This is a genomic window from Pseudoalteromonas sp. OF7H-1, from assembly GCF_022347825.1.
In the GTDB taxonomy this organism is placed as follows: Bacteria; Pseudomonadota; Gammaproteobacteria; order Enterobacterales; family Alteromonadaceae; genus Pseudoalteromonas; species Pseudoalteromonas maricaloris.
Genome location: NZ_JAKRFX010000022.1, coordinates 26091 through 51660 on the forward strand (window position 1 = coordinate 26091; position 25570 = coordinate 51660).

The 25570-nt window shown below is 45.9% G+C and carries 23 protein-coding genes; 20 read left to right on the forward strand and 3 right to left on the reverse strand.

Going from position 1 to position 25570, the window contains the following annotated elements:
- Positions 1 to 67 precede the first annotated feature (67 nt).
- From MHN30_RS20970 to MHN30_RS21015, 10 genes are all read left to right on the forward strand, one after another.
- Positions 68 to 1648 (forward strand): type I restriction-modification system subunit M, encoded by a 1581-nt coding sequence (locus MHN30_RS20970; protein WP_239360988.1) that lies wholly within the window; start codon positions 68 to 70, stop codon positions 1646 to 1648.
- Positions 1645 to 2778: a restriction endonuclease subunit S gene (locus MHN30_RS20975; RefSeq protein WP_239360991.1), complete on the forward strand. Its 1134-nt coding sequence runs from the start codon at positions 1645 to 1647 to the stop codon at positions 2776 to 2778. The genes MHN30_RS20970 and MHN30_RS20975 overlap by 4 nt, the downstream gene beginning before the upstream one ends.
- Complete coding sequence (locus MHN30_RS20980; RefSeq protein ID WP_239360994.1) at positions 2778 to 3908, forward strand: AAA family ATPase; 1131 nt, start codon at positions 2778 to 2780, stop codon at positions 3906 to 3908. The genes MHN30_RS20975 and MHN30_RS20980 overlap by 1 nt, the downstream gene beginning before the upstream one ends.
- Positions 3901 to 7017, forward strand: a complete 3117-nt coding sequence (locus MHN30_RS20985) for a type I restriction endonuclease subunit R (RefSeq protein WP_239360996.1) — start codon at positions 3901 to 3903, stop codon at positions 7015 to 7017. Before MHN30_RS20980 ends, MHN30_RS20985 begins: the two co-directional genes overlap by 8 nt.
- Before the next feature lie 103 nt (positions 7018 to 7120).
- Entirely contained in the window at positions 7121 to 8380 is a 1260-nt protein-coding gene (locus tag MHN30_RS20990) for an SIR2 family protein (RefSeq protein ID WP_239360998.1), read from the forward strand.
- Positions 8381 to 8392: 12 nt separating this feature from the next.
- A complete protein-coding gene (locus MHN30_RS20995) occupies positions 8393 to 10132 on the forward strand; it encodes an ATP-binding protein (RefSeq protein ID WP_239361001.1) in 1740 nt (579 codons plus the stop codon).
- Between the two features lie 117 nt (positions 10133 to 10249).
- Positions 10250 to 12400, forward strand: a complete 2151-nt coding sequence (gene mobH, locus MHN30_RS21000; RefSeq protein ID WP_239361004.1) for a MobH family relaxase — start codon at positions 10250 to 10252, stop codon at positions 12398 to 12400.
- A gap of 47 nt (positions 12401 to 12447) precedes the next feature.
- Positions 12448 to 14268, forward strand: coding sequence for a conjugative transfer system coupling protein TraD (gene traD, locus MHN30_RS21005; RefSeq protein ID WP_239361007.1), 1821 nt, complete (start codon positions 12448 to 12450; stop codon positions 14266 to 14268).
- A 9-nt stretch (positions 14269 to 14277) separates the two neighbouring features.
- Complete coding sequence (locus MHN30_RS21010; protein WP_193234567.1) at positions 14278 to 14838, forward strand: conjugative transfer protein; 561 nt, start codon at positions 14278 to 14280, stop codon at positions 14836 to 14838.
- Entirely contained in the window at positions 14825 to 15460 is a 636-nt protein-coding gene (locus MHN30_RS21015) for a DUF4400 domain-containing protein (protein WP_239361010.1), read from the forward strand. Before MHN30_RS21010 ends, MHN30_RS21015 begins: the two co-directional genes overlap by 14 nt.
- A 26-nt stretch (positions 15461 to 15486) precedes the next feature.
- Here MHN30_RS21015 and MHN30_RS21020 read toward each other — a convergent pair whose 3' ends face one another.
- Positions 15487 to 16074, reverse strand: a complete 588-nt coding sequence (locus MHN30_RS21020; protein WP_239361013.1) for a plasmid-related protein — start codon at positions 16072 to 16074, stop codon at positions 15487 to 15489.
- A gap of 287 nt (positions 16075 to 16361) precedes the next feature.
- Here MHN30_RS21020 and traL point away from each other — a divergent pair, with 287 nt between their 5' ends.
- From traL to traA, 6 genes are all read left to right on the forward strand, one after another.
- Positions 16362 to 16643, forward strand: a complete 282-nt coding sequence (traL, locus tag MHN30_RS21025; protein ID WP_000433891.1) for a type IV conjugative transfer system protein TraL — start codon at positions 16362 to 16364, stop codon at positions 16641 to 16643.
- The gene (locus MHN30_RS21030) at positions 16640 to 17266 is read left to right on the forward strand and encodes a TraE/TraK family type IV conjugative transfer system protein (RefSeq protein ID WP_000667170.1); all 627 of its coding nucleotides are present in this window, start codon (positions 16640 to 16642) and stop codon (positions 17264 to 17266) included. The genes traL and MHN30_RS21030 overlap by 4 nt, the downstream gene beginning before the upstream one ends.
- The gene (locus MHN30_RS21035) at positions 17250 to 18146 is read left to right on the forward strand and encodes a type-F conjugative transfer system secretin TraK (RefSeq protein ID WP_239361051.1); all 897 of its coding nucleotides are present in this window, start codon (positions 17250 to 17252) and stop codon (positions 18144 to 18146) included. The genes MHN30_RS21030 and MHN30_RS21035 overlap by 17 nt, the downstream gene beginning before the upstream one ends.
- Before the next feature lie 2 nt (positions 18147 to 18148).
- A complete protein-coding gene (locus tag MHN30_RS21040) occupies positions 18149 to 19438 on the forward strand; it encodes a TraB/VirB10 family protein (RefSeq protein ID WP_239361016.1) in 1290 nt (429 codons plus the stop codon).
- A 74-nt stretch (positions 19439 to 19512) separates the two neighbouring features.
- Positions 19513 to 20085: a type IV conjugative transfer system lipoprotein TraV gene (gene traV, locus MHN30_RS21045; RefSeq protein ID WP_001944091.1), complete on the forward strand. Its 573-nt coding sequence runs from the start codon at positions 19513 to 19515 to the stop codon at positions 20083 to 20085.
- Positions 20082 to 20468, forward strand: coding sequence for a TraA family conjugative transfer protein (gene traA / locus MHN30_RS21050; RefSeq protein WP_000180225.1), 387 nt, complete (start codon positions 20082 to 20084; stop codon positions 20466 to 20468). Before traV ends, traA begins: the two co-directional genes overlap by 4 nt.
- Positions 20469 to 20508: 40 nt before the next feature.
- On the opposite strand, the gene MHN30_RS21055 is transcribed toward traA, so the two are convergent.
- Both MHN30_RS21055 and MHN30_RS21060 read right to left on the reverse strand, forming a co-directional pair.
- Positions 20509 to 21015 carry a GNAT family N-acetyltransferase gene (locus tag MHN30_RS21055; protein ID WP_239361018.1) on the reverse strand — a complete coding sequence of 169 codons (507 nt, stop codon included), beginning with the start codon at positions 21013 to 21015 and terminating at the stop codon, positions 20509 to 20511.
- The gene (locus MHN30_RS21060; protein WP_000212004.1) at positions 21006 to 21272 is read right to left on the reverse strand and encodes a DUF1778 domain-containing protein; all 267 of its coding nucleotides are present in this window, start codon (positions 21270 to 21272) and stop codon (positions 21006 to 21008) included. Before MHN30_RS21060 ends, MHN30_RS21055 begins: the two co-directional genes overlap by 10 nt.
- Positions 21273 to 21641: 369 nt before the next feature.
- Between MHN30_RS21060 and MHN30_RS21065 the strand changes: the two genes are divergently transcribed.
- Genes MHN30_RS21065 through MHN30_RS21080 form a run of 4 tightly spaced genes read left to right on the forward strand, consistent with a single transcriptional unit; the run spans position 21642 to position 25569 of the window.
- On the forward strand, positions 21642 to 22334 hold the full coding sequence (locus MHN30_RS21065; RefSeq protein WP_239361021.1) for a DsbC family protein: 693 nt from the start codon (positions 21642 to 21644) through the stop codon (positions 22332 to 22334).
- Positions 22334 to 24733: a type IV secretion system protein TraC gene (gene traC, locus MHN30_RS21070; protein WP_239361022.1), complete on the forward strand. Its 2400-nt coding sequence runs from the start codon at positions 22334 to 22336 to the stop codon at positions 24731 to 24733. Before MHN30_RS21065 ends, traC begins: the two co-directional genes overlap by 1 nt.
- Positions 24726 to 25073, forward strand: a complete 348-nt coding sequence (locus MHN30_RS21075; protein WP_011788500.1) for a hypothetical protein — start codon at positions 24726 to 24728, stop codon at positions 25071 to 25073. Before traC ends, MHN30_RS21075 begins: the two co-directional genes overlap by 8 nt.
- Entirely contained in the window at positions 25057 to 25569 is a 513-nt protein-coding gene (locus MHN30_RS21080) for a S26 family signal peptidase (protein ID WP_172622563.1), read from the forward strand. Before MHN30_RS21075 ends, MHN30_RS21080 begins: the two co-directional genes overlap by 17 nt.
- The last annotated feature ends 1 nt before the right edge of the window (position 25570 follow it).

Sequence of the window (25570 nt, forward strand, 5' to 3'; positions counted from 1 at the left end):
TTCGACGACAGTGAACATTGCGTAACCCATAAACGAATTATGACGAATTAAAAGCAGGAATTAGCAAATGACAAGTTTACAACAACGTGCCGAACTTCAACGCCAAATATGGGCGATTGCCAACGATGTCCGAGGCTCGGTGGATGGTTGGGATTTTAAACAATATGTACTGGGTACGCTGTTCTACCGTTTTATCAGTGAAAACTTTGTCAACTACATCACAGGCGGAGATGAGAGCGTTAATTATGCTGCCATGTCTGACGATGATGAAAACATCAAGTTTGCTAAAGAAGATGCCATTAAAACCAAAGGCTATTTTCTTTACCCTAGCCAGTTGTTTAGTAACGTGGCGGCCAATGCACACAAGAATGAAAATTTAAATACGGATTTGGCCGCTATTTTTGCTGCAATCGAAAACTCAGCCAATGGTTATGATTCAGAAAAAGACATCAAAGGCTTGTTTGCGGATTTTGATACCACCAGTAATCGTCTGGGTAATACGGTAGAGGCAAAAAACAAACGCCTGGCAGCCGTGTTAAAAGGCGTGGCAGGTTTAACCTTCGGTAATTTTGAAGACAACCAAATTGATTTATTCGGTGATGCCTACGAGTTCCTGATTTCAAACTATGCCGCCAATGCGGGTAAATCAGGTGGTGAATTTTTCACCCCTCAGCACGTTTCAAAATTGATCGCGCAGTTGGCCATGCACGGCCAAACCAGTGTGAATAAAATCTATGACCCTGCGGCGGGTTCGGGCTCGTTGCTCTTGCAAGCTAAAAAGCACTTTGATGCACATATCATTGAGGATGGTTTTTTTGGTCAAGAGCTCAACCACACTACCTACAACTTGGCGCGTATGAATATGTTTTTGCACAACATTAACTACGACAAGTTTAATATTCAGTTGGGTGATACCTTAACCGAACCACACTTTTTAGATGATAAACCCTTTGATGCCATTGTCTCTAACCCGCCTTATTCAGTGAAATGGATTGGTAGCGACGACCCAACCCTAATCAACGATGACCGCTTTGCGCCCGCAGGTGTTCTCGCCCCAAAATCAAAAGCCGACTTTGCCTTTGTGCTTCATGCACTGAGTTACCTATCAAGCAAAGGTCGTGCAGCCATTGTTTGCTTCCCCGGTATTTTTTACCGTGGTGGTGCTGAGCAAAAAATTCGCCAGTACCTAGTAGATAACAACTACGTTGAAACTGTGATTTCACTGGCACCTAACCTGTTCTTTGGCACCACCATTGCCGTGAATATTCTTGTGCTGTCTAAACACAAAACCGACACCACCACCCAGTTTATTGATGCCAGCGGTTTGTTTAAAAAAGAAACCAATAATAACGTGCTAACAGACATCGACGACGAAAAAAATCCGGGTCATATTCAGCAAATTATGAAAGTGTTTGCTAGCAAAGAGAATGTGGAGCATTTTGCTAAATCCGTTGATTTGGACGACATCGTTAAAGCCGAATACAACCTATCGGTGAGTAGTTATGTTGAGGCCAAAGACAATCGTGAGGTGGTAGATATTGCAGAGCTTAATGCAGAGCTTAAAACCACTGTTGCTAAAATTACTCAACTTCGCAGTGATATTGACGCCATTGTGGCGGAAATTGAAGGTGGGGAGGTTGAGGTATGATCGGCTTAAGTTTTATAGAGAAACTACTTGATGGTGCATCTGTCGCACATTTTCCCCTTGAAAAAATTGCAAAAATTAAACATGGCAAAGATTGGAAGAAGCTAGCTTCGGGTGACATACCGGTTTATGGGTCAGGCGGTATCATGGGTTATGTTGATACGTATTCGTATGACAAGCCCACGGTATTGATTCCTCGTAAAGGCACTATCACAAATCTGTTCTATGTGGATTCAGCATTTTGGAATGTAGATACAATATATTACACAGAGATAGATGAAACTAAAATTCTGCCCAAATATCTATATTACGTTATTAAAACAATAGATTTGATGTCACTTGACACAGGTTCTGGTAGGCCAAGCTTGACTCAAGCTATTTTAAATAAGCTTTTGATTCCCATGCCATGCCCAGATAACCCAGAAAAATCGCTGGCAATACAAGCTGAAATTGTACGCATTCTGGACGCATTTACCGCCATAACCGCCGAGCTGACCGCCGAGCTGACCGCCGAGCTTAACATGCGGGAAAATCAATACAACTACTACCGCGAACACTTATTAAGTTTTGATGAAGGTGATGTTGAGTGGAAGACGTTAGGCGATATTGCTGAAATTGGAACGGGAAAGCATGATACCAGAGATGCAATCGAAGATGGAGAGTATATATTTTATGCCCGTGGTCGTGAGCCTTTAAAACTAAATACTTTTAACTTTGACGAAACAGCAATTATTACCGCTGGTGATGGCGCAGGTGTTGGTAAAGTTTATCATTATGCTCAAGGAAAATATGCTTTGCATCAAAGAGCTTATCGCATTGTACCTGATGACTCTATGCACCCAAGATTCGTATACCATTATATCTCGGCTTATTTTAACGACTATATTCAAAAAGCTTCCGTGAGCTCATCAGTAACATCGCTTCGCAGACCTATGTTTCTTAAATTTCCTATACCAGTTCCACCTCATTCAGAGCAAAGTCGAATTGTAGAGATTTTAGAAAAATTCGAAACATTAACAACGTCAATTCAAGAAGGTCTCCCTCGCGAAATTGAGTTACGTCAAAAGCAATACGAGTATTATCGTGACCTGTTGTTGAGCTTCCCGAAATCTCATTCACATGAGGCGGCTTAATGAGTAAAACGCTAACGGAAATAGCAGAGTTGTTGCAATCATCCGGCAAAAAGGTGCAGTTAATCTATGCCTTTAATGGCACAGGTAAAACACGTTTATCTCGTGAATTTAAAGAGATCATAGCCCCGAAAGAGGATGGGCAAGATGCGCTGATTGATGCGGAGCAAGCGCCTCTGTCGCGCCACAAGATTTTGTATTACAACGCGTTTACGGAAGACTTGTTTTACTGGGATAACGATTTAGATGCTGATGCAGAGCCGAAGCTAAAAATCCAACCCAATACGTTTACCGATTGGATATTAAAAGTACAAGGTCAAGAGCCTAATATCACTAGGTTGTTTCAACGTTACAGCAACGAGAAGTTGACGCCTCATTTTAATGAAGACTTTACTCAAGTAACGTTTTCATTTGAGCGAGGAAATGCGGGAAGAGCACAGCATATAAAAATATCTAAGGGCGAAGAAAGTAATTTTGTCTGGAGTATTTTTCATGGGCTTCTAGAGCAAGTTGTTAGAGTCATGAATAATCCTGATGAAGAGGATGATGAGAGCTTCAATCAGCTAGAATACGTGTTCATTGATGACCCCGTTAGCTCATTAGATGAAAACCATTTAATTGAACTTGCAGTTAATTTGGCGGAACTAATCAAGTTAAGCAAATCTGAGAAGCTTAAATTTATCATATCGACACATAATCCGCTATTTTACAATGTGTTACACAATGAGCTTAATGCGAAAATCTGTTACTTGTTGCAACGTTTTGAAGACGGAACCTTTGATTTAAAAGAAAAAAAAGGTGGCGCGAATACCAGTTTTTCTTATCACTTGTATATCAAGCAATTGATTGAACAAGCTATTACGAACAATGAAATACAGCGTTTTCACTTCAATTTACTGCGCAACCTTTATGAGAAAGTCGCAGCATTTTTGGGGTACGCAGACTGGACAGCTCTATTACCAGAGAGCCGCGAGCTATACGCCAAACGAGTGATGCACTTTTATAGTCATCGTTCATTATCAAACGAAGAAGTTGCAGAACCTACCGAACCTGAGAAGCAGATTGTTAAGTTTCTACTTGAACATCTATTAAATAACTATGGTTTTAAACTGCAAGGAGCACAGAATGACTAGCACAACAAAGCCGATTGCAGAATCAAATAATTTTATTGTCTTAGACAAATACACAAAGCAAACGCAGATAAGTGAAAGTTACCAGAGCGAAGGTGATTTAGAGCGTGAACTTATTCAAGACCTAAGCAACCAGGGCTATGAATATTTACCTGCTCTGACGACACCCGATGCCATGATGGCGAATGTGCGCAAGCAGCTACAAGCCCTTAATAAGGTCGAGTTTACTGATGCCGAGTGGGCTCGCTTTTGCGAGCAGTACCTGAACACACCCAGCGACAATATTCTCGACAAAACTCGCAAGGTGCACAGTGACTATATCTTCGATTTTGTTTTCGATGATGGCCATATCGAAAACATCTACCTGTTCGACAAGAAGACCATTGCTCGCAACAAAGTGCAGGTGATTAAGCAGTTTGAGCAAACGGGAAGCCATGCCAACCGTTACGATGTGACGATTTTGGTCAATGGTTTGCCTTTGGTGCAAATTGAACTGAAAAAGCGTGGTGTGGCGATCCGTGAGGCGTTTAACCAAATACATCGCTACAGCAAAGAGAGCTTTAATGCAGAGAACTCGTTGTACAAGTTCTTGCAGCTTTTTGTGATCTCTAATGGCACCGACACGCGCTATTTTGCCAATACCACCAAGCGCGACAAAAACAGCTTCGACTTTACGATGAACTGGGCGAAGTCAGACAATACGCTGATCAAGGATTTAAAAGACTTTACCGCCACTTTTTTCCAGAAAGAGACCTTGCTTGAAGTGATCTTGCGTTACTCGGTGTTTGACGTCAGCAATACTTTGCTGGTAATGCGCCCCTACCAGATTGCCGCCACAGAGCGCATTTTATGGAAGATTAAGAGCGCTTTTAACGCTAAGAATTGGAGCAACACCGAGAGCGGCGGGTACATTTGGCACACCACTGGTTCAGGCAAAACACTCACCAGCTTTAAAGCGGCACGTTTGGCCACCGATTTAGACTGTATCGATAAAGTCTTTTTTGTGGTGGACCGAAAAGACCTCGACTATCAGACCATGAAAGAGTATCAGCGGTTCTCGCCTGATAGTGTGAACGGTTCAGACAGTACCGCAGGACTTAAGAGTAACCTGGATAAAGACGATAACAAGATCGTTGTTACCACAATCCAAAAGCTCAACAACTTAATCAAAAGCGAAAGCGATTTAGCTATATACAACAAGCAAGTTGTCTTTATTTTTGATGAGTGTCATCGAAGCCAGTTCGGTGAAGCGCAGAAAAACCTGAAGAAGAAATTCAAAAGGTACTACCAGTTTGGCTTTACCGGTACGCCAATTTTCCCTGAAAACGCCTTGGGAGCTGAAACCACGGGCAGCGTGTTTGGCCTGCAATTGCACACTTATGTGATCACTGATGCCATTCGTGATGAAAAAGTACTCAAGTTCAAAGTGGACTATAACGATGTTCGTCCGCAATTTAAGAGCATTGAGACTGAGCAGGATGAAAAGAAGCTCAGTGCCGCCGAGAATAAGAAAGCGTTCTTACATCCAATGCGCATTCGTGAAATCTCGCAGTATATTCTGAGCCATTTTAACCAGAAAACGCATCGAGCCTATTCTGGTGCCAAAGGCTTTAATGCTATGTTTGCGGTCAGTAGTGTTGATGCAGCGAAAGCCTACTATGAAACCTTCAAAACATTGCAGGCCGAGGCCGAGAATGGACCCACAAGTAAGCCTCTGCGCATTGCGACTATCTTCTCATTTGCAGCCAATGAAGAGCAGGACGCTATCGGTGATATTTTAGATGAGAGCTTTGAAGTTAGCGCGATGAACAGCAGCGCGAAAGAGTTTTTGAGCGCCGCAATCACTGACTACAACGCCATGTTTAAATCTAACTATGGCGTGGATAGTAATGGCTTCCAGAACTACTACCGTGACCTTGCCCAGCGCGTGAAGAATCAAGAAATAGATCTGCTCATAGTGGTTGGTATGTTTTTAACGGGCTTTGATGCGCCTACGCTCAATACCTTGTTTGTTGATAAGAATTTGCGCTATCACGGCTTGATGCAGGCGTTTTCTCGCACTAACCGCATTTATGATGCGACTAAGACCTTTGGCAATATTGTTACCTTCCGGGACTTAGAGCAGGCAACCATTGATGCCATTACTTTGTTTGGTGACAAAAACACCAAAAACGTGGTGTTGGAGAAGAGCTACAAAGAATACATGGAAGGCTTTAACGATATTGCTACTGGCCAAGCGCGTCGAGGTTTTGTTGATATCGTAAAAGAGCTGCAAGAACGCTTTCCAAACCCAGAAAATATTGAAAAAGAACAAGATAAAAAGGAATTTGCCAAGCTGTTTGGTGAATATTTAAAAGCAGAAAATATTTTACAAAACTACGATGAATTTGCTGGCTTGAAAGCACTGCAAAGCTTAGATACCAGTGATGAACAAGCTGTTGAAGAGTTCAAGTCAAAGTACTATCTGGACGATGCTGACATCGAGGCAATGCAAACCATCGATATGCCGAGCGAGCGTGCTATTCAAGATTATCGCTCTACCTACAACGATACCCGTGACTGGTTACGCCGCGATAAAGAAGGCCAGGACAAAGATAAGTCAACGGTAGACTGGGACGATGTGGTCTTTGAAATTGATTTGCTTAAATCTCAGGAAATAAACCTCGATTACATTCTTGAACTGATTTTTGATCACAATAAGAAGAACAAGAGCAAAGAAGGCTTGATTGAAGAAGTCCGCCGTATGATTCGTGGTAGCCTTGGTAATAGAGCGAAAGAGAGCTTAGTGGTTGATTTTATTAACCAGACAAACCTAGATGAAATCAATGACAAAGCCAGCATTATCGACGCCTTCTTCAAGTTCGCCCAAGCGGAGCAGAAGCGCGAAGCCGATGCCATTATTGCCTCTGAAAAGCTCAATATCGATGCTGCCAAACGTTATATTGCGTCATCACTCAAACGTGAGTACGCCTCTGAAAATGGCACTGCACTTAATGAGGCGCTGCCCAAACTTAGCCCATTGAACCCACAGTACCGAACCCAGAAGCAAACGGTTTTTCAGAAAATTGCTGCATTTGTTGAGAAGTTTAAAGGTGTGGGTGGGCAGATATAAGTGTTTTTACGTGCTGTTCAGGAAGGAAGTTAAATAGCACAAGCGTCTGAAATTTATTGGTTTCTAGGCTGGTTGTCTTTTACGTGGAAGGTGAATTAAAAAAATGGAAAATGAAAACATAGTAAGGTTTTTGTCATCAGACATAAAAAGGAACTCCGCGTCTTCGAAGAGAGAGCCAATCGAAATTGATCTTTCTAATGATGACTTAGATGACGAGCTGGCCACATTTTTTCGTTTTATCAATAAAGTTTTAGATACTGATAATTTAGTCATACTGGCTGGCTCAGGCACGTCTTTAACATTTAATAAGCCTTCTCAGCAGAATAAAGCGCCTATTGCTCCAAGTATGTGGCACCTTTGGGACTATTGTAAAAAAGCAGATGAGAATCTTTTTCAATTGGTTTTGAAGGCAACAAATTATGATGCCCTTCAAAAACATCGTGAAGCAAACGGAGATGCAAAGCCAGACATTGAACTATTATTGTCTCTTTGCGATTCCTCTTTAGCCGTTGGGAACCTTTCAAATCAAAGAACTAATCAAGTAAGTAAATTCATTGAGCAAGCCAAAAACATAATTTTAGCTAAAACCACCTTTACTGAATCGATCCCTGAATCAGACTGGGTTAGTCATGATAAATTTATGCGTGCAGTAGGTAGAAGGAGTGCTCAGCAACAACGACTTAAACTATTCACGACTAATTATGACTTGGCTTTTGAGCACGCTGCATCAAATACTGGTTTTGTTGTTATTGATGGTTTTGAGTTTTCTAACCCCTCTTTTTTTAATCCTATGTGGTTCAAGTATGACATAGTGAACCGTGGGCACTCTAAGAGCAGTGAAGGCGCATACATATCCAATGTGGTTCAGCTATATAAGATGCATGGCTCTGTGGACTGGAGAAAATTTAACGGCAGAGTTAGAAAGCTAGGTGCTGATAGCAAAATTGGTGAACCTGTTTTTATCTATCCAAGCAGTAGCAAATATCAGACATCTTATGATTCTCCTTACTTAGATATGATGACTTCTTTTTTGGAAGTAGTTAAACAACCAAAAACGGCTGTACTGTGCCTAGGTTTTGGTTTTAATGATAAACATATAAATAATGCGCTGACTATGGCGCTTAGGACTAACCCTGAGTTTATGCTGATGGTTGCAACGAAAGACCCATTCAGTGTAACGGGTTCATTTAATGATGAGATTAGGAATCTGCTAATGGCAGCTATTGACCATGGGGATGGCAGAATCGCAATAATGGATTCAACGTTTAAACAGTTTTCTAGTCTGCTACCTGAACGAAGATCAACAACTCCCGAGGACGAACTCTTCAAAGCATTTGAAAAAATCACTGCGAGTATTAAATAAGGGAGACTATTCATGGAGCGGAAAAAGTGGTTTTCCCCGTACGATCCAACAAGACGGATTGGTAGCGTCATTAGCGTATCTGCAACCGAGCTTATCATTAACTTATCTAAAGCGGGATCTGGTGAGCCCAGTTGGTCATTCGGAAATCGAATAGCCGCTGGAGAAGTAAATGAATTTGTATTCATCGACATAGGTGAAACAGCGATACTTGGGCGCTTAGTGAAAGTGTGGATTGAGGGGGGAGAGAGATTAAGTGTTGACGGTTTGGCTGATAAACCATCCGAAAATCATCCAATTGGACTTGTTCAATTATTGGTGAGTTTGAACCCAGCTAATGGTCGTAACTACAAAGGAATTAAACAGCATCCGAGATTAGGTAGCCAAATATATTCAGCTCACCCGTATCTGGTATCAATAATCGCTGAAGGTAAACAAGATGAGGAGCCTGGCCAAATCCATTTACCGTTAGCCTCACTTCCGCATGATGAATCCGTAACTGTTCACGTTACCCCTGAGAAATTGTTTTCACGCCATTGCGCTATTTTAGGAGCAACAGGTGGCGGGAAAAGTTACTCGATGACAAACATCATCGAGCAAGTGATTAAGGCCGGAGGTAAAGCAATTATTATTGACCCCACGGGGGAATATGAGTCACTTGGCTGTGATAGTTACTATGTTGGGAATCATGCAAAAGCAACTCCATTTAATCAGTTAACTTTTCCACATTGGCAGTTTACAGACTCGGATATTCGAGCATTTTTAAGGCCTTCAGCGCAAAGCCAAGCTCCTAAACTGGAGGCAGCTATCGAGAGTCAGAAAATAGTGTGGCAATTTTGGCAGCAACAAAATCATGGCCTTGATATCAATGCAAATTATCTTTTGAACAAATCTGGGCAAGCAAAGGCTCCTTACGAAGCTGCTCTATTATCTATGAATAGCTCTATCCAGACAGCTCCATGGATGTTTAAATACATTGCTGACCAGATTGTAAACGAGTGTGTGTGGCCAAATGGCGGTAATGCTAATAATCCTAACCCCACTATTTGGGGCGGTAGAGCTGATAATGATGTTGGCCACTGTTTAAACCTGATAGCTCGGATTAAAGCCTATTCAAACAACCCCAATTTAAAATGGATGATTGACCCGGATGATAAATTAAAGACATTACCTAATCTTATTGATGATTTCTGTTCGCCAATAAGTAGCAATAATGTGCTGAGATTAGATCTTTCTGAAGTTCCATTTGAAGCAAACTCAAGAGAAATACTTGTTAATGCCATTGGTAGAAAGTTGTTATCTGTAGCCAGGCAAGGTGCAATAAATCATGGTGCACCTCTATTAGTATTTATTGATGAAGCTCATCAATTTCTCAATAAGCGAATTGGTGAAGAAACGAACAGGTTTGAGTTGGATGCCTTTGGTAATATTGCTAAAGAAGGTAGAAAGTATGGTTTAAATACCATTATTGCTACTCAGCGACCACGTGACATTCCTGAAGATGTTTTAAGTCAGATTGGTACACTTATTGTGCATAGGTTGACCAATCAGCTGGACCAAGAAATTGTAAAAAAGGCTGTTGGCGCTATTGATCAACGTTCAGCATCTTTTCTCCCTGTCTTGGGTCAAGGAGAGGCATTGTTATTAGGAGTCGATTTCCCATTTCCTATGACTGTGAAAATGAAACGTCCTGCAAATGCGCCAACTTCGAAAAGCGCTGGCTTTTCTAAAAGTTGGAAACCTTTGCAAAAGTAGTTTCAATTAAGACAAAACTGCTTCGCCACTTCCTAGTCAAATAGGTGCGGTTCTTTTACATCTAATTCACCGCCGGTGAGTTTATGAACCTTCACACTATCGTGTTGGAGGTTCACTATGTTCAAAAACCTATTTTTTCAAACCAAAGTACTACCAGAACTGTCATCGCAACTGGATGCAGACATTCCACGCTATCCGCCATTTCTGAAGGGGTTGCCAGCTGCGTCACCCGAAGATTTGCAGTCCACACAAGACGAGCTAATTGCCAAACTGCGTCAGGTACTTGGCTTTAATCAGCGTGATTTTCAAAGGCTAATCCAGCCCTGCATTGATCATCTGGCTGCCTATGTTCACTTGTTGCCAGCTTCTGAGCATCATCACCACAGTGGGGCTGGTGGTTTATTACGTCATTCGTTGGAAGTTGCTTTCTGGGCGGCACAAGCAGCGGAAGGGATCATCTTTGTTGCCAGTGGCACACCTGTTGAGAAAAAAGAGCTTGAACCAAGGTGGCGTGTTGCGGCGGCTCTTGGCGGTTTGTTCCATGATATTGGTAAGCCCGTTTCAGACCTGTCCATCACAGACGAAGATGGACGCTATCAGTGGAACCCTTTTTTAGAAACCTTATCCCAGTGGACCAGTAACAACAGTATTGAACGCTATTTCATTCGCTGGCGCGATGGACGGTGCAAGCGACACGAGCAATTTTCAATTCTGGTGTTAAACCGGGTGATGACACCTGAGTTGCTAGCCTGGTTAACTCAACCTGGCCCTGAGATTTTGCAAGCCATGCTGGAAGCAATTGGCAATACCGATCCCGAGCATGTCCTTTCTAAATTGGTCATTGAAGCCGACCAAACCAGTGTCCAGCGAGACCTTAAAGCTCAACGAATTTCCGTTGACGACAATGCCCTTGGTGTCCCAGTCGAACGCTATCTACTTGATGCTATGAGGCGATTACTTGCCAGTTCGCAATGGCTGGTCAATCAGCGAGACGCCAGAGTCTGGGTACGAAAATCAAATCAATCAACCCATCTTTACCTGGTCTGGAAAAGCGCGGCTAAGGACATCATTGAGCTGTTGTCCAAAGACAAGATACCTGGCATTCCAAGAGATCCCGATACCCTTGCGGACATCCTCATTGAGCGAGGATTGGCCACGAAATCCGCCTCAAATGAGCGATATGAAAGCCTTGCCCCTGAAGTGCTGATCAAAGACGACAAGCCAATCTGGTTACCCATGCTGCATATATCTGAGGCCGATTTATTGTTCAGCTCGAATGTACCAAGTAGCGTGACGCTGTTCAGCAAATCTGAGTGGGAAGCAACACAGCAAATACAAGCAGAGCCTCAGAGTCGTTCCAGTGAGCATCCAGACTTGCCTGAAGAGTCATCATCAATCGAACATAGAAAATTGGATGAGTCACCATCGACAAACTCGTCCGAGCAAGATGATGAACTTCGTCATGCCAGTGATGTTAATCACCTTCAGGCAAATGAAAATGTTCCGGGTGATGGATGCGAAAAGCCTCACCATTCAAGCGATGCTGCAATCGCGAATAACGCAAACCAGCACCATGCAGAAGCATTGAATCTCCCTGAATCTTTGGCGTGGCTCCCAGAGGCCAGCAGTGCGTTGGTTATGGTTGGTGAACAGATACTGATCCGCTATCCCGATGCAGTAAGGCCTTGGTGTGCTCCTCGAAAACTGCTTGCTGAACTCAGTCAATTAGACTGGCTTGAATTAGATCCTGCAAACCCGACACGTAAGGCCAGAACTGTGACCTCGAATAATGGAGTTCAGGAGCAAGGGTTACTGCTGAAGGTATCGATTTCAAAAGTGCTAACTGCACTGATAGACCTCTCCAAACAAGATGCAGAACCGGCGGCAGCTGTTCAGAACGAAGAGACTTCACTGCGTCCGAGTCGAATTAATACAAGCAATGCTCAAGCAAAAGAGCCCGCCACAAGAGCGGAGCGTAAGCAAAAGCCGATTGCGGCCAATGCGAGCTCAAGTATCGACCCCAAACACGCGCAGCGCCAACAGATGGTTAATTTTGTGAAAGATTTGCCCATCTTACTGACCGATGGCGATTACCCAGACGTGGATCATAGTGCCGATGGTATTCGCGTCACGATTCAAACCTTACGCCAAGTCGCCAATCAGCATGGCATTCCAGCCGGACAGCTGCTTCGGGGGATCTCGGCCAGTGACCAATGCCAGTTTGATGAGGGGGAAACGGTTCTGTTTACCGCTCACGCTAAGCGTTAATCCATTTGACATTAAGCGGATTGCAAACGGTTATTTGCGGAGCATGAATGAAAGAAAACGCATACGAAATGCCCTGGCGCACGAACTATGAGGCCATGGCAGCAGTAGGTTGGCTGGTTGGGGCCACTGGGGCTATTGCCGCAGAAGTGCTGACTGAGCTACCACCTGAGCCATTTTGGTGGATGACAGGGATTTCCTCGGGCATGGCGTTGTACCGCCTGCCTGAGGCTTACCGTCTTCATAAGTTACAGAAGGGACTAAAAGGCAAACCTTTGGCTTTTATGGCGCTGTCGCATTTGCAAAAGGTGATGGCAAAACATCCTGATGAATTGTGGTTAGGGTATGGCTTTGAGTGGGATCAACGTCATGCTCAACGCGCTTATGAAATCCTAAAGCGGGATAAGCAAACCTTGCTTAACCAAGGTCACGGCAAGCAAATGGGTTCGACCTGGATTCATGGTGTTGAGCCCAAAGAAGACGATGTGTACCAGCCAGTTGGTCACACAGAAGGCCATACCTTAATTGTCGGTACGACCGGTGCCGGAAAAACCCGTTGCTTTGATGCGATGATCACTCAGGCCATTTTGCGCAATGAAGCCGTGATTATTATTGACCCCAAGGGAGACAAGGAACTTAAGGATAATGCGCAGCGAGCCTGTATTGCCGCCGGTAGTCCTGAGCGCTTTGTGTATTTTCATCCGGGTTTTCCAGAGCATTCAGTACGTCTTAATCCCCTGAGAAACTTTAACCGAGGCACTGAAATTGCCAGCCGAATTGCGGCATTAATACCATCTGAAACCGGTGCTGATCCATTTAAAGCTTTTGGCCAAATGGCACTGAATAACATAGTGCAAGGTTTGTTGCTTACTTCACAGCGTCCTGATCTGAAAACACTGAGACGATTCTTGGAAGGTGGCCCAGAAGGCTTGGTAGTAAAAGCCGTCACGGCTTGGGGGGAGCAGGTGTATCCGAACTTTAGTGTGGAGATCAAGCGCTTTACCGAAAAGGCCAATACCTTGGCTAAACAAGCCATGGCGATGCTGCTTTTCTACTACGAACGCATTCAGCCCGTTGCCGCCAATACCGATTTAGAGGGGCTATTGAGTATGTTTGAGCATGACAGAACCCACTATTCCAAGATGGTGGCCTCACTGATGCCGGTACTCAATATGCTCACATCAAGTGAACTAGGTCCATTGCTATCACCGATAGCAAACGATGTGGATGACAGCCGGTTAATTACGGATTCTGGCCGTATTATCAACAATGCCCAAGTGGCCTATATCGGGTTGGATTCATTGACCGACGCCATGGTTGGCAGCGCCATTGGTTCGTTGCTTTTATCCGATCTCACCGCCGTGGCCGGTGACCGCTATAACTATGGTGTTGAAAATCGTCCCGTAAATATCTTCATCGATGAGGCGGCTGAAGTAGTCAACGATCCCTTCATTCAACTGCTCAACAAAGGTCGTGGCGCAAAAATGCGTTGTGTGATTGCTACTCAGACCTTTGCTGACTTTGCCGCTCGTACAGGCAGTGAGGCTAAGGCCCGTCAGGTGTTAGGTAACATCAACAACCTGATAGCCCTTCGGGTGATGGATGCCGAAACGCAGCAGTACATTACCGACAATCTGCCTAAGACTCGGTTGCAGTACATCATGCAAACTCAAGGTATGTCGTCCAACTCGGACAGCCCCGCGTTGTTTACCGGCAATCATGGCGAACGCTTGATGGAGGAAGAAGGCGATATGTTTCCACCGCAGTTATTAGGCCAGCTCCCTAACCTTGAGTACATCGCCAAGCTTTCAGGTGGCCGCGTGATCAAAGGCCGCATTCCTATTTTAACCAGCTCTACACAGGCAGCATAAGGAGTCTGTATGCATCATTCTGTCTGTCTGAAAATGACAACACTTACCAGTAAAGAAATGCTCGCTCAGTGGCAGCAACATAACTCCCAGTTCAAGGAAACCTTAAGACTACTTGAAACCGACTGGCCTCATGCTTTGGCTTCTGTGCACTGTTTGGCGGACTATTTAACAGATGCGCTCACGTTAGATGGCCATTCCATCTTTGATTTGTGTCTGTGTAATGGCTTGGGCAGTTATGAAGAAGTCAGTTGTGATGATGACAGTGTGCGCCTGTGGCATTTCATTGAGGCACTGACTTGGACTGCCGCCAGTGCTTTAACGGGGATTCGCCTGCGTGATCCTGACCATTTCGAGTGGGCCGCTGTGGATGGTGTGTATTTCCACACCTGGATGCGTAATCGTCCAAATCGGATGGCGTATTTAGCTGAAGGACGCATCGATGTGCGTTATGAAAGTGGTCATACGACGACAAAGCGGCTTCAACAAGTGATTAAAGCCCGGATTATGACGCCTACCGTTGCAGCCATGCTGGCGCGAGTAGAAGAGGATGTTTGGCATGAGCAAGCATAAGTCGGTTTGGCTGCTGTGTCTGGCACTGATGCTGGAGATTATTGCCATTGGCGTGTTAGTGCCCGGTGATTGGACTGGCCGGGTTATTAGTAAAGAGAAGCAGATGATCCAAAATCAATTGGGCGCACAAACAAGCTATTGGATTGGTCAAACTAGCCATCGCTGGTATCAGTCATGGGTTGTGGATACGCAGATGGAGCAATCTGTGCGTGATTTTCTAATCCCCACTGAAGAGCAGCGACTGCGCTCTAAAGGGATGGAGAGCATGGGAGGCTTTTGGTTTGTCTGGGTAGAAGACCGTATTCAGGCATTTTTTGATGTGTTGTACCAAGTGTTCACTCGATTTGCGTTGCTGATGGTCTGGTTGCCCTTTGCGCTTATTCTCATGTTACCGGCGTTGTGGGATGGCTTGATGACCTGGAAGATTAAGAAGACAACCTTTGATTTTTCGAGCCCTATCATTCACCGCTATAGCATGATAATTCTGGGTTCAGGCGTCATCTTACTGTTTATGGGATTGTTCGCCCCGCTGGCTATTCCACCGGTGGTTCTACCGTCGATGATCATCGGCTTGGCATTGATGGCAGGGTTGGCGTTAAGCCACTTGCAGAAGAAGATATGAGGCCAGTTAGGCCTCATCTTGTAGAGCTAAAACCTTACGCCAACGGTATTGCCATTCTCGTCTTCCGCTGGCAAATGATAAGTATCAATAAGATGACCTTGAAGCCAAATATATTGCGGCATCCAAAACGAGTACTGTCGTATAAGAGCCAATACTTCATTCAGCGGTTTGTTTGCATGAGGCTCGGCAAGGCGAAAGTACATGAATGAGCAATCATCTCGAAAGTACTCCTGAAGCTCTGAATCTGATAGCGTTTCTTTTAGCTGCCTGTTTTGTTCGTCGTCCTCATCATGGGAGTTGGCATAAATTTCAAATAGCTGCTTTTCAGTGAGCATCTCCAAGAAATGGTCTTCAATTAAAACCCCATCACTGGTATCGACATCCATACCATCTTTGACATCAAAAGCCATGACACATCCAGAAGATAACGCCACCTCTGATGGCTTCAGTACGTCATTGGCTTGTACAACCTGATGCCAATGATTAAAGCCAACAGAGATTGCAATTTCATCGAGTGCTTGAGTGTGTGTAATGGATTTTTCACGTTTAAGCTTTCGTGCTTTTTGCTTTAAACGTTCAACCGTGTCAGAGGAAATGATTTTAGTAATTTGCATTGAGTTTCTCCTATTAGCGAATACGGTGCCCACTGCCGAGGTCGCAGAAAAAACCTAAGCAAAAAATAAATTTGATATGCATGTCGTCCCATCCGGGTTTGCTAAAGTGGGCAGCTGGTCTCGACACGACCAATATCCCATCATATCAACCGCATCAAAAAGATCAATTGTTAGTATTGTCTGAGTAGAACCCTCAAAACCTTCAAGAATTCGGCATCTAGCTGACCACTGAACCTGCCAATCCCAAGGCATCCTTCACTTCTCAATTCAAACAACGAGGAGTGACTATGGAACCTGTGAGTATTCCGTCCTATATCGATGACCCGCCGCACTTCCTGCTTTGGAGTGCCGACGAGATGGCTCCCATTCTGTTGGGGCTAGTGATCGGCATTTTTACCGGTAATGCCTTGGTTTTATGCCTGTTGGGGTTGGTGACAACCAAGCTCTATCGGCGTTTTCGTGATGGCCGCCCAGATGGTTTTATTCTTCACGCCATCTACTGGGCCGGACTGTTGCCAACCAAAGCCAAGACGATCCCTAACCCATTTATCAGGAGCTATCTGCCGTGAAGTTCGACGTGTTTTTAAAATCATGGCAAGGCACGCAATTAGAGAACCGATGGCAACGGTTCCTGATTGCGGTGCTGGTGCTATCTAACTTGCTGCTTGCGGTTGCGGCATTTTCTCGCAATACCGTGGTAGCCATTCAACCGCCAACCTTGTCTGAAACGGCTGAAGTGTCACGAAACCAGGCTACTCAGCCTTACTTGGAATCCTGGGGGCTCTACCTAGCTGAGCTTATGGGCAACGTGACGCCGGGTAATGTGTCTTTTATCCGGGTTGCTATTGAGCCGCTACTTTCTCCAGCGGTGTACCAGCAAGTGGTCGATGCACTGGAGATTCAGGCAAGACAGATCCGTGAAGACCGAGTCACGCTCAAATTCCAACCCAGACAAGTGGAATACGAGTATGAAACCGGCCATGTCTTTGTGACCGGTTACTCCTTGGTTTCTGGGCCATCTGGAGATGAGCAGCGCCAAACTCGCACCTATGAGTTTGACATCGATATTGAGCAATACCGTCCAAAACTTAGCTGGATGGATACGTATGAGGGGCAAGCTAGAACGAAGCGAGTTCGTGAAAAGTTGACCCAAGAGCAAAACCGGAGGGTGAATGATGCGAACCAAAATTAGTCGATGGATGACACCAAGCTTAATCGCAATTAGCTTGAGTGGCGTTCTGTTATCACAAGCGTCGTATGCAGACGTGGAATTGCCGATTGTGCCAGCCAGTGTGATGAAGCAGTCTGCTACTGCAAATCCACCGATTCAAAGCAATTCGGTTGCAGCGGATACGCCAACAACGCTACTGATGACACCGGGAGTTAATGAACTGATCCCTGTAGCTCTTGGGCATCTGAATCGGATTGTGACGCCGTTTGAATCGCCTCAGGTGAGAACAACCAGTGATGCACAGACGCAAATCAAGGGGAATGTTGTATATGTGGCCACAGACAAAGAATCACCGGTTTCACTTTACATCACTCCGCCTGGTCAGGAAGCGCCCGCGTTATCTGTCACCTTAGTACCTCGTCGTATTCCACCGCGTGAAGTCATCTTAGCTATTGATGGTCAGCAGTGGCATATTAAGGGCGTCGTGAACCGAAAAGCCGCCACTTGGGAAACAGCTCAGCCATACGTCGATAACCTACGAGACTTACTCAGACGCCTTGCATTAAATGAGTTGCCACAAGGTTATGACATCCGTTTGGCTGGCCAAACAGACATCAGCCCTAAATGTTTTCAGTCAGGTTTAAAGTTTGGTTTTAAGCAGGGGCAAATTGTGACGGGACATTACTTCACCGTCTATGTAGGACTGGTTGAAAGCTTTGCCGATGAGCCGATAGAAGCCAGTGAGATAGCCTGCAATGCACCAGGTATAGTGGCAAGCGCCTACTGGCCTCGCAATATCTTGTTGCCGGGCGAAAAGACTGAGTTGTATGTGGTTGTTCGCAATCATCGTGAAGAAGCGGTGGAAAGTCAACGACCTTCGCTTCTTGTGGGAGGTGAATAACGATGAAAGCACAATGGGAACAAATGAGCCCGAACATGAAGCGGGGTCTATCGGTTGCTGGTATTGCTGGTGGTCTCATCCTGATGGTGATGGCGTTTTCACCTAATCCTGACGATGGCTCAAGCAGTCGGAACAGGCAGGAAACGATCCGGCACATTCTTACGGATACCAATACTCGTGATGTTGGGGTCGATAGTTTGGCTGCGAACGTAAAACTACTCAGTGAGCGCAATGAACAGTTACGTCGTGAAGTTGAGCGCTTGCGTCGTGACGTTGATTCAGGGCGGCTAAGCCCAGGTTCGCCTTCTATACCAAGTGAGATCAATGCGGAGCTGGCCCGCCTTAGAGCGGAGCTTGATGATGTTCGCGCTGGAGGTGATTCAGTAGCTGAAGGCACAAATAGCCGTTTTGAAGTGCCTTTATCTGCCATGGAATTACCTAAGGACGAAAAGCCACTGCCGTCTAACCCAGACGACTATTTTGCCAATGCGCCGCTGCCAGATCCGCTCTATCAGCAGCCAGCCAGTGGCCAAGGTTCACGAGCACGGGATGTTCCATTGCCGCCAATCACGATTCGTATGATTGAGCCTGAAGTGGTTGCTGAACCAGAGGTTGTTGTGCAAGAAGCGCCGCCTTTGTATTTACCGGCGGGCAGCATCATCTCAGGTACTTTGATCACAGGTTTGGACGCACCTACTCACGAGTCTGCAAGACGTGAACCTTTTCCTGCATTGCTGAGGATTCAAAAGGAAGCCATTTTACCCAACCGATTTAGAGCGGATATCAAAGAGTGTTTCTTGATCGCCGCAGGTTACGGTGATTTGAGCTCTGAGCGTGCCTATTTGCGAGGCGAGACCATTTCATGTGTGAGAGAAGATGGTGGCGTCATTGAAACGCGACTGGATTCTTATGCCGTGGGTGAAGACGGCAAAGCCGGTATTCGTGGCCGATTAGTGTCGAAACAAGGCCAGCTGGTGGCCAAATCGATGATGGCCGGATTCCTTCAGGGCTTGGCTGGCGCATTTGATGTGAATCCTGTACCAACGATTCAGACGGGTAATGCCGGTGATACTCAGCTGTACCAGCAAGTCATGAGCCAAGAAGCATTACAAGGCGCTGCGATTAAAGGCACAGGTAAAGCATTGGATCGAGTGGCCAAGTTCTATTTGGACATGGCTGAAAATATGTTCCCAGTCATAGAGGTAGACGCTGCAAGGAAAATTGAAGTCATCGTCACTCGTGGGGCCTCATTGTCATTGGCCACTTCACAAGGGGGAGGTGCAAGAAGATGAAAAAATCCTGCATGTTGCTAACCGATCGAAGTCCGTTTCAGACAATAAGATGTGTATCCAGAGGAGAGTTAACCATGACGACATCAATGCAGAACAACCCAAAGCACCAGTCAAAACAGTGGTCTAAAGCTGGATTACTTTTATTGGCAGTCGGCTCAACCTTATTGTCTGGCTGTAGTTCATTGGGTCTTGGGAGTAGTGAATATGGATGCCCAGGTATGCCTGACGGTGTGCGCTGTTTATCCGCTCGTGAAGTCTATGAGCTTACCAGTAATGGCGCTGCACCCAAGACGATTGATGCTGTGGCGACTCGAATTGGTTCTCCCTCTGGGTATTCACAATCTGATTTAGAGACAGGACTGCTGAGCCATCCAGCATTACCTGAGACGCAGCAGTCTGCACCTATTCGCATTCCTTCAAGGGTGATGCGAATTTGGATTGCGCCTTGGGAGGATGACCGTGGAGATCTGAATTTATCCAGCTACGTGTTTACCGAAATTGAACCGCGCCGGTGGGATATTGGGGTGTCAGCACCTCGAACGGTTTCGCCAGTGCTACGTCCACTTCAGACTCAAAGCGATTCAGCCTCAGCGGGAGCTGATGGTAAGCGCGATAACTTGAGTATCTACGGAGAAACTAACGAATGACAAATGCAGTTCGCACCATTCAAACTCAGCGCCTAATGACCATTGGTGCGCTTGGTTTAATGGCGTTAATGATTTCGGAGCCCTCATTTGCGGGCACCGGTGGTGATGCTTTCACTGATGTGTGGGATACCCTAAAAGATTGGACCCAAGGTACTTTGGGACGGATCGTAGCGGGAGCCATGGTTCTGGTGGGTATTGTGGGCGGTATCGCTCGCCAAAGCTTGATGGCTTTTGCCTTGGGCATTGGTGGCGGTATGGGTCTCTACAATACGCCAACCGTCGTTGAAAGTGTTATGTCTGCAACCTTACCTGTTGTTGCTAGCACTCAAGAAGTCATTGGCACAACAGTTCCAGCAATCAGCGCCGTTTTACTGGGCACCTGATAATATAGACGGCTTCTCTTGTGCAAGGGGAGCCGTCATCTCAGTCTATCGACAATGATTTTTCGATATCGCAGATCCTTGCCATGAGTACTAAAGGATCAAACGTCGATTCTTTGAAGCCAAATTTCTTGTAGAACGTTTGCGCACTACCATCAATAGCATGGACTAAGATTCCTGCTCCACCGACAGCGTTCATTGCTTGTACTGAGCGAACGATACAATCTTTTAAAAGACCTGCTGCAATTCCTTGACCTTGATAGGCATTATCCACCCCAAGCCTAGCTAGAATCACCATGGGAATGGGATCAGGACTATTTCGTCTTAGTGAACTGAATGCTTGCTCTCTGGAAACTGATCCCATGGCAATAGCATAGTACCCAATCACTTGATGGACTTCCGTGTCATTGACCACATACACTCTCGCGGTTCCCCGCTTTTGACTCTTTAACGCCTGCTTTCTTAACCAAGTATCGAGTTCTTCGATGCCACATTGAAAGGCGTTAATCTCGTGATCAGCAGTGAGTAGGGTTGGTGCACTTATTCCCAAGGCGCTTTCCTTTTAAACAGATCTTTCATACCTTCAAGAGTCTGTGGCTCCGCACGAAGTTCGTTATCAAACGCTTCAAAAGCCTTTGCTTCTAGAACAAAATCCCGCTGTTCTGCCAGTATACTATGCGCTTCATTGAGCGCTGCTTGCTGAATGAACACGGTTCTATCAACTTTTTTTAAACTTGCTGCGGCATCGATGATGTCTCTTACCGATGGCAGTACTCGCATGTTGATTGGGGCTGTCTTTGTAGCCATGACACCATCCTCTGTATATCTACTTAATACACAGTTTAAACGGTTCTAGCGTGTAGTCAATAGATACACGCGGTGCTGTTCTTGGAACTTTGAGAGTTGGTTAGTTGTATTTCGACGGTACGTAACTCTTTTTGGTTTAAACCATTGTAAAATTTAACACCTAGAGTATGAAAAAATAGACTTAAGTAAACAAGAAGTCTAGCAGGGAGGAACCTGTCAACTTTCAGAATGATAGCTATACCGTTACCAATAATGCGTCACAACAAGTGGCACCCTAGCAAGGCATCCAATTCTTCAATCTATCTAACCGAGTCCACATAGGACAACTGCATAGACTGGAGCCTCGATTTACATTAACGAGGACTCCTCATGCGAAAACTATCTCCAATTATTCTGGCGCTTGCGCTGTCTCCATTGGTTCAAGCTGAATCTGTGTCTGAAGTGTCGCCCGTTGGCAAAATTGACGGCATGGTTTCTTTACCTGTCACGGGTATGAAAGCGGTTGAAAGTAATGGCCGAATTGTTTTCATGTCAGACAGTGGCCGGTTCGTCATTGATGGCACGCTCTATGATGCCTGGTCCAAAAAGCCGCTTACCAGCCTTGAAGAAATTCGAGAAGCGGGTAACACGCTGGATTTAAGTCGTCTTGGCTTAAAAATGGATGATTTGAATCCACTGACGCTGGGCGAAGGCAAAAAGAAAGTGGTGGTCTTTGTTGACCCTCGGTGCCCGCATTGCCATGAGCTTTTGAAACAAGCCTTACCACTAACCAAAGAATACACCTTCCAAATTCTCCCTGTGCCAGTGCTTGGTCCTGATTCAGAGCGTCAGGTTCGCCAGCTTGGCTGTGCGCGTGAAAAGAAAGCGGCCACCGATGCATTGCTGAATGGCCGGATTGGTAACCTAGAACAGGATGATGCCTGCAACTTAGAACCAATGCAGCGTACCTTGGTGACGGCTCAAATTCTGGGCATTCAAGGTGTACCTTTCATCGTCGCCAATGATGGTCGCATCAGCCGAGGCCGTCCTTATGATCTTTCTGCTTGGTTGGAGGGGCGTTAATGAAAGCCTCTCTGTATTCAGGGCAACGCGCTTCAGAGCTGTTGCCAGTATTGGCCTATTCAGACGATGAGCAACTGTTTTTCATGGAAGACCTGAGTGTTGGCTTTGGTTTTCTATGTGACCCATTGCCCGGTGGTGATGAGTCTGTTGCAGACAGGGTTAATGTTCTTCTCAACAACGACTGGCCAAAAGACACTTTGCTGCAATTTGGTCTGTACGCCTCCCCTGATATTCAAACCGACCTTCAGCGCATGATGGGCTTACGGCATCGTCAATCCGATCCATTGCTCAGGGCGTCGATACGCAAACGTGCGGATTTTCTCGATGGGGGCACGGTTCAACCGATAGAAGAATCAACCCAGACTCAGGTACGCAACTTTCAACTGATTGTCACCTGCAAATTGCCTTTGGAAAGTCCTATACCGACGGAGCGTGAATTAAGTCGAGCATCCGCGCTTCGGGCTTCTTTCGCGCAGGCGCTGACAACGGTTGGTTTTCGCGTTACTGAGATGACTGACCGGAACTGGCTCGCGGCATTAAGTGCGCAGCTTAACTGGGGAAAAGATGCTTCTTGGCGTAATCCATCTCCAATTCGAAGTGAGGCAGATAAACCACTTCGAGAGCAAGTGTTGGATTATGACCGAGCTATCAAGGTGGATAGCCAAGGTCTGATGCTGGGTGATTACCGAGTTAAAACCTTATCGTTTAAGCGCTTGCCTGAGCGGATCTGGTTTGGTCATGCCGCAAGTTTTGCGGGCGATATGATGACGGGCAGTCGCGGTTTACGCGGCAGCTTTTTACTGAATGTCACCATTCACTTTCCTTCAGCCGAGGCGATGCGATCTCGTCTAGAGACGAAGCGTCAATGGGCGGTCAATCAGGCCTATGGCCCGATGCTCAAGTTTGTGCCGGTGCTTGCAGCCAAGAAAAAAGGGTTTGATGTTCTTTTTGAAGCCTTGCAGGAAGGTGATCGTCCCATTCGGGCAAATATGACCTTAACGCTGTTTTCCCCGACGGAAGAGGCGTCGATCAGCTCTGTTTCAAATGCTCGAACCTATTTCAAAGAACTCGGATTTGAGCTGATGGAAGACAAGTACTTCTGTTTGCCCATTTTCCTGAATGCCCTGCCATTTGGTGCTGATCGCCAGGCGATGAACGACTTGTTTCGATTCAAGACCATGGCGACAAGGCATGTGATCCCTCTGTTGCCTTTGTTTGCGGATTGGAAAGGCACTGGCACGCCAGTGATTAACTTTGTTTCCCGTAATGGCCAGATCATGAGTGTGTCCCTTTATGACTCGGGCAGTAATTACAACTGTTGCATAGCGGCGCAATCGGGGTCGGGCAAGTCTTTCCTGGTGAACGAAATCATCTCCTCCTACTTATCAGAAGGCGGGCAATGCTGGGTGATTGATGTTGGCCGCTCTTATGAAAAGCTGTGTGAAGTCTATGGCGGTGAGTTCTTACAGTTCGGGCGGGACAGTGGCATTTGCTTGAATCCGTTTGAAATCGTTGAGGACTATGACGAAGAAGCGGATGTACTGGTTGGGTTATTGGCCGCAATGGCCGCACCTACGCAGTCATTAACCGATTTTCAGATGGCCAACCTAAAGCGTCAGACCCGTGAACTGTGGGAGAAAAATGGTCGTGCCATGTTGGTTGATGATGTGGCAGAGGCTTTGAAAAATCACGATGACCGTCGTGTGCAAGACGTGGGTGAACAGCTCTATCCGTTTACGACACAAGGCGAATATGGCCGCTTCTTTAATGGCCACAACAATATTCGCTTCAAAAACCGTTTCACCGTTCTGGAGTTAGAAGAGCTCAAGGGGCGTAAGCATCTACAACAAGTGGTGTTGCTTCAGCTTATCTACCAAATCCAACAAGAGATGTACTTAGGTGAGCGGGATCGTCGCAAGATTGTGTTCATTGACGAAGCCTGGGATCTACTGACTCAAGGTGATGTCGGTAAGTTCATCGAGACGGGTTACCGTCGATTTCGAAAATATGGCGGCAGTGCTGTAACGGTAACGCAGTCGGTCAACGATTTGTATGACAGCCCTACAGGTAAAGCCATCGCTGAAAACTCGGCCAATATGTACCTGCTTGGCCAAAAAGCCGAAACCATCAACGCGCTCAAAAAAGAAGGCCGCTTGCCACTAGGTGAAGGCGGTTATGAGTATCTGAAAACCGTTCATACCGTCACGGGTGTCTATTCCGAAATTTTCTTTATTACCGAGATGGGCACCGGGATTGGCCGCCTCATCGTCGATCCGTTTCACAAGCTGTTGTACTCGTCCCGTGCAGAAGATGTAAACGCGATTAAGCAGTTAACGCGCAAAGGCCTTTCTGTTGCTGATGCCATCTCCCAGTTGTTAAAGGAGCGAGGCTATGAATAAGTCCACGCTTTGGCCATTTATGGCTTCTATTACTTTGTCCATTGCTGGCAGCGGTTTAATGACCAGCTGGCTCTTAATGAAAACACTCGAACCTATCCACAGCCAGTTGGCGTTAAGTACGCCCATTGCAGTCGTGGATTTTGGGGAGGCGGTGTTGTCACTGGGCCCCAATGCCAGCGAACAAGACATCGAATCCAGGTTGCTTCAGACCAATCAGCAAATTGAAAAGCTAAAAGCAGCCGGTTTTATCGTGCTGGATGCCCAAGCGGTGGTGGGTGCTGATGATTCCATATTTGTGCCAGTAGGCTCAAAGGAGGTGTCTCATGCAGATACTCCGTAAAAGAATGCCTTGGCGGCCATATCTCATTCGCTTGACCGTTCTTGCGTTAATCATGGCCTTGGTAGGCACCTACGCCATGATGCGCTACCGAATAGGTATTGATACCCAGCAAGAGCGCTGCCTGCCTGATACCACGGTGTATCTGATTGACCTATGGAATAAAGAGCCGGTTAAGGATGGTTTGTATGCCTTCCACTCAAAAGGACTTGCTCCGTTATATAACGACGGTACTCGTATGCTGAAACGCCTAACAGGGATGCCTGGGGATGAAGTCAATGTGACTCCTGAGCATGTGCTAGTGAACGGTGCTGAAGTCTCAATCGGCATGGCATTAGCCCAGCGTCTTGGTGTGGCGGAATCACAATTTAGCCGCTCATTGACGCTGCAAGAAAACGAATATTGGTTTTCCGGCGAGGCTGCTACGAGTTTCGACTCCCGCTATTGGAATGCCGTTAAGCGCGAGCAGATTGTCGGTCGCGCTTGGCCGCTTTGGTAGG

What these genes read in the sequence shown, in the direction of transcription:
- MHN30_RS20970 (WP_239360988.1), top strand. Translation starts at nt 68, where the DNA reads ATGACAAGTTTACAACAACGTGCCGAACTTCAACGCCAAATATGGGCG.
- MHN30_RS20975 (WP_239360991.1), top strand. Translation starts at nt 1,645, where the DNA reads ATGATCGGCTTAAGTTTTATAGAGAAACTACTTGATGGTGCATCTGTC.
- MHN30_RS20980 (WP_239360994.1), top strand. Translation starts at nt 2,778, where the DNA reads ATGAGTAAAACGCTAACGGAAATAGCAGAGTTGTTGCAATCATCCGGC.
- MHN30_RS20985 (WP_239360996.1), top strand. Translation starts at nt 3,901, where the DNA reads ATGACTAGCACAACAAAGCCGATTGCAGAATCAAATAATTTTATTGTC.
- MHN30_RS20990 (WP_239360998.1), top strand. Translation starts at nt 7,121, where the DNA reads ATGGAAAATGAAAACATAGTAAGGTTTTTGTCATCAGACATAAAAAGG.
- MHN30_RS20995 (WP_239361001.1), top strand. Translation starts at nt 8,393, where the DNA reads ATGGAGCGGAAAAAGTGGTTTTCCCCGTACGATCCAACAAGACGGATT.
- mobH (WP_239361004.1), top strand. Translation starts at nt 10,250, where the DNA reads ATGTTCAAAAACCTATTTTTTCAAACCAAAGTACTACCAGAACTGTCA.
- traD (WP_239361007.1), top strand. Translation starts at nt 12,448, where the DNA reads ATGAAAGAAAACGCATACGAAATGCCCTGGCGCACGAACTATGAGGCC.
- MHN30_RS21010 (WP_193234567.1), top strand. Translation starts at nt 14,278, where the DNA reads ATGCATCATTCTGTCTGTCTGAAAATGACAACACTTACCAGTAAAGAA.
- MHN30_RS21015 (WP_239361010.1), top strand. Translation starts at nt 14,825, where the DNA reads ATGAGCAAGCATAAGTCGGTTTGGCTGCTGTGTCTGGCACTGATGCTG.
- MHN30_RS21020 (WP_239361013.1), bottom strand. Translation starts at nt 16,074, where the DNA reads ATGCAAATTACTAAAATCATTTCCTCTGACACGGTTGAACGTTTAAAG.
- traL (WP_000433891.1), top strand. Translation starts at nt 16,362, where the DNA reads ATGGAACCTGTGAGTATTCCGTCCTATATCGATGACCCGCCGCACTTC.
- MHN30_RS21035 (WP_239361051.1), top strand. Translation starts at nt 17,250, where the DNA reads ATGCGAACCAAAATTAGTCGATGGATGACACCAAGCTTAATCGCAATT.
- MHN30_RS21040 (WP_239361016.1), top strand. Translation starts at nt 18,149, where the DNA reads ATGAAAGCACAATGGGAACAAATGAGCCCGAACATGAAGCGGGGTCTA.
- traV (WP_001944091.1), top strand. Translation starts at nt 19,513, where the DNA reads ATGACGACATCAATGCAGAACAACCCAAAGCACCAGTCAAAACAGTGG.
- traA (WP_000180225.1), top strand. Translation starts at nt 20,082, where the DNA reads ATGACAAATGCAGTTCGCACCATTCAAACTCAGCGCCTAATGACCATT.
- MHN30_RS21060 (WP_000212004.1), bottom strand. Translation starts at nt 21,272, where the DNA reads ATGGCTACAAAGACAGCCCCAATCAACATGCGAGTACTGCCATCGGTA.
- MHN30_RS21065 (WP_239361021.1), top strand. Translation starts at nt 21,642, where the DNA reads ATGCGAAAACTATCTCCAATTATTCTGGCGCTTGCGCTGTCTCCATTG.
- traC (WP_239361022.1), top strand. Translation starts at nt 22,334, where the DNA reads ATGAAAGCCTCTCTGTATTCAGGGCAACGCGCTTCAGAGCTGTTGCCA.
- MHN30_RS21075 (WP_011788500.1), top strand. Translation starts at nt 24,726, where the DNA reads ATGAATAAGTCCACGCTTTGGCCATTTATGGCTTCTATTACTTTGTCC.
- MHN30_RS21080 (WP_172622563.1), top strand. Translation starts at nt 25,057, where the DNA reads ATGCAGATACTCCGTAAAAGAATGCCTTGGCGGCCATATCTCATTCGC.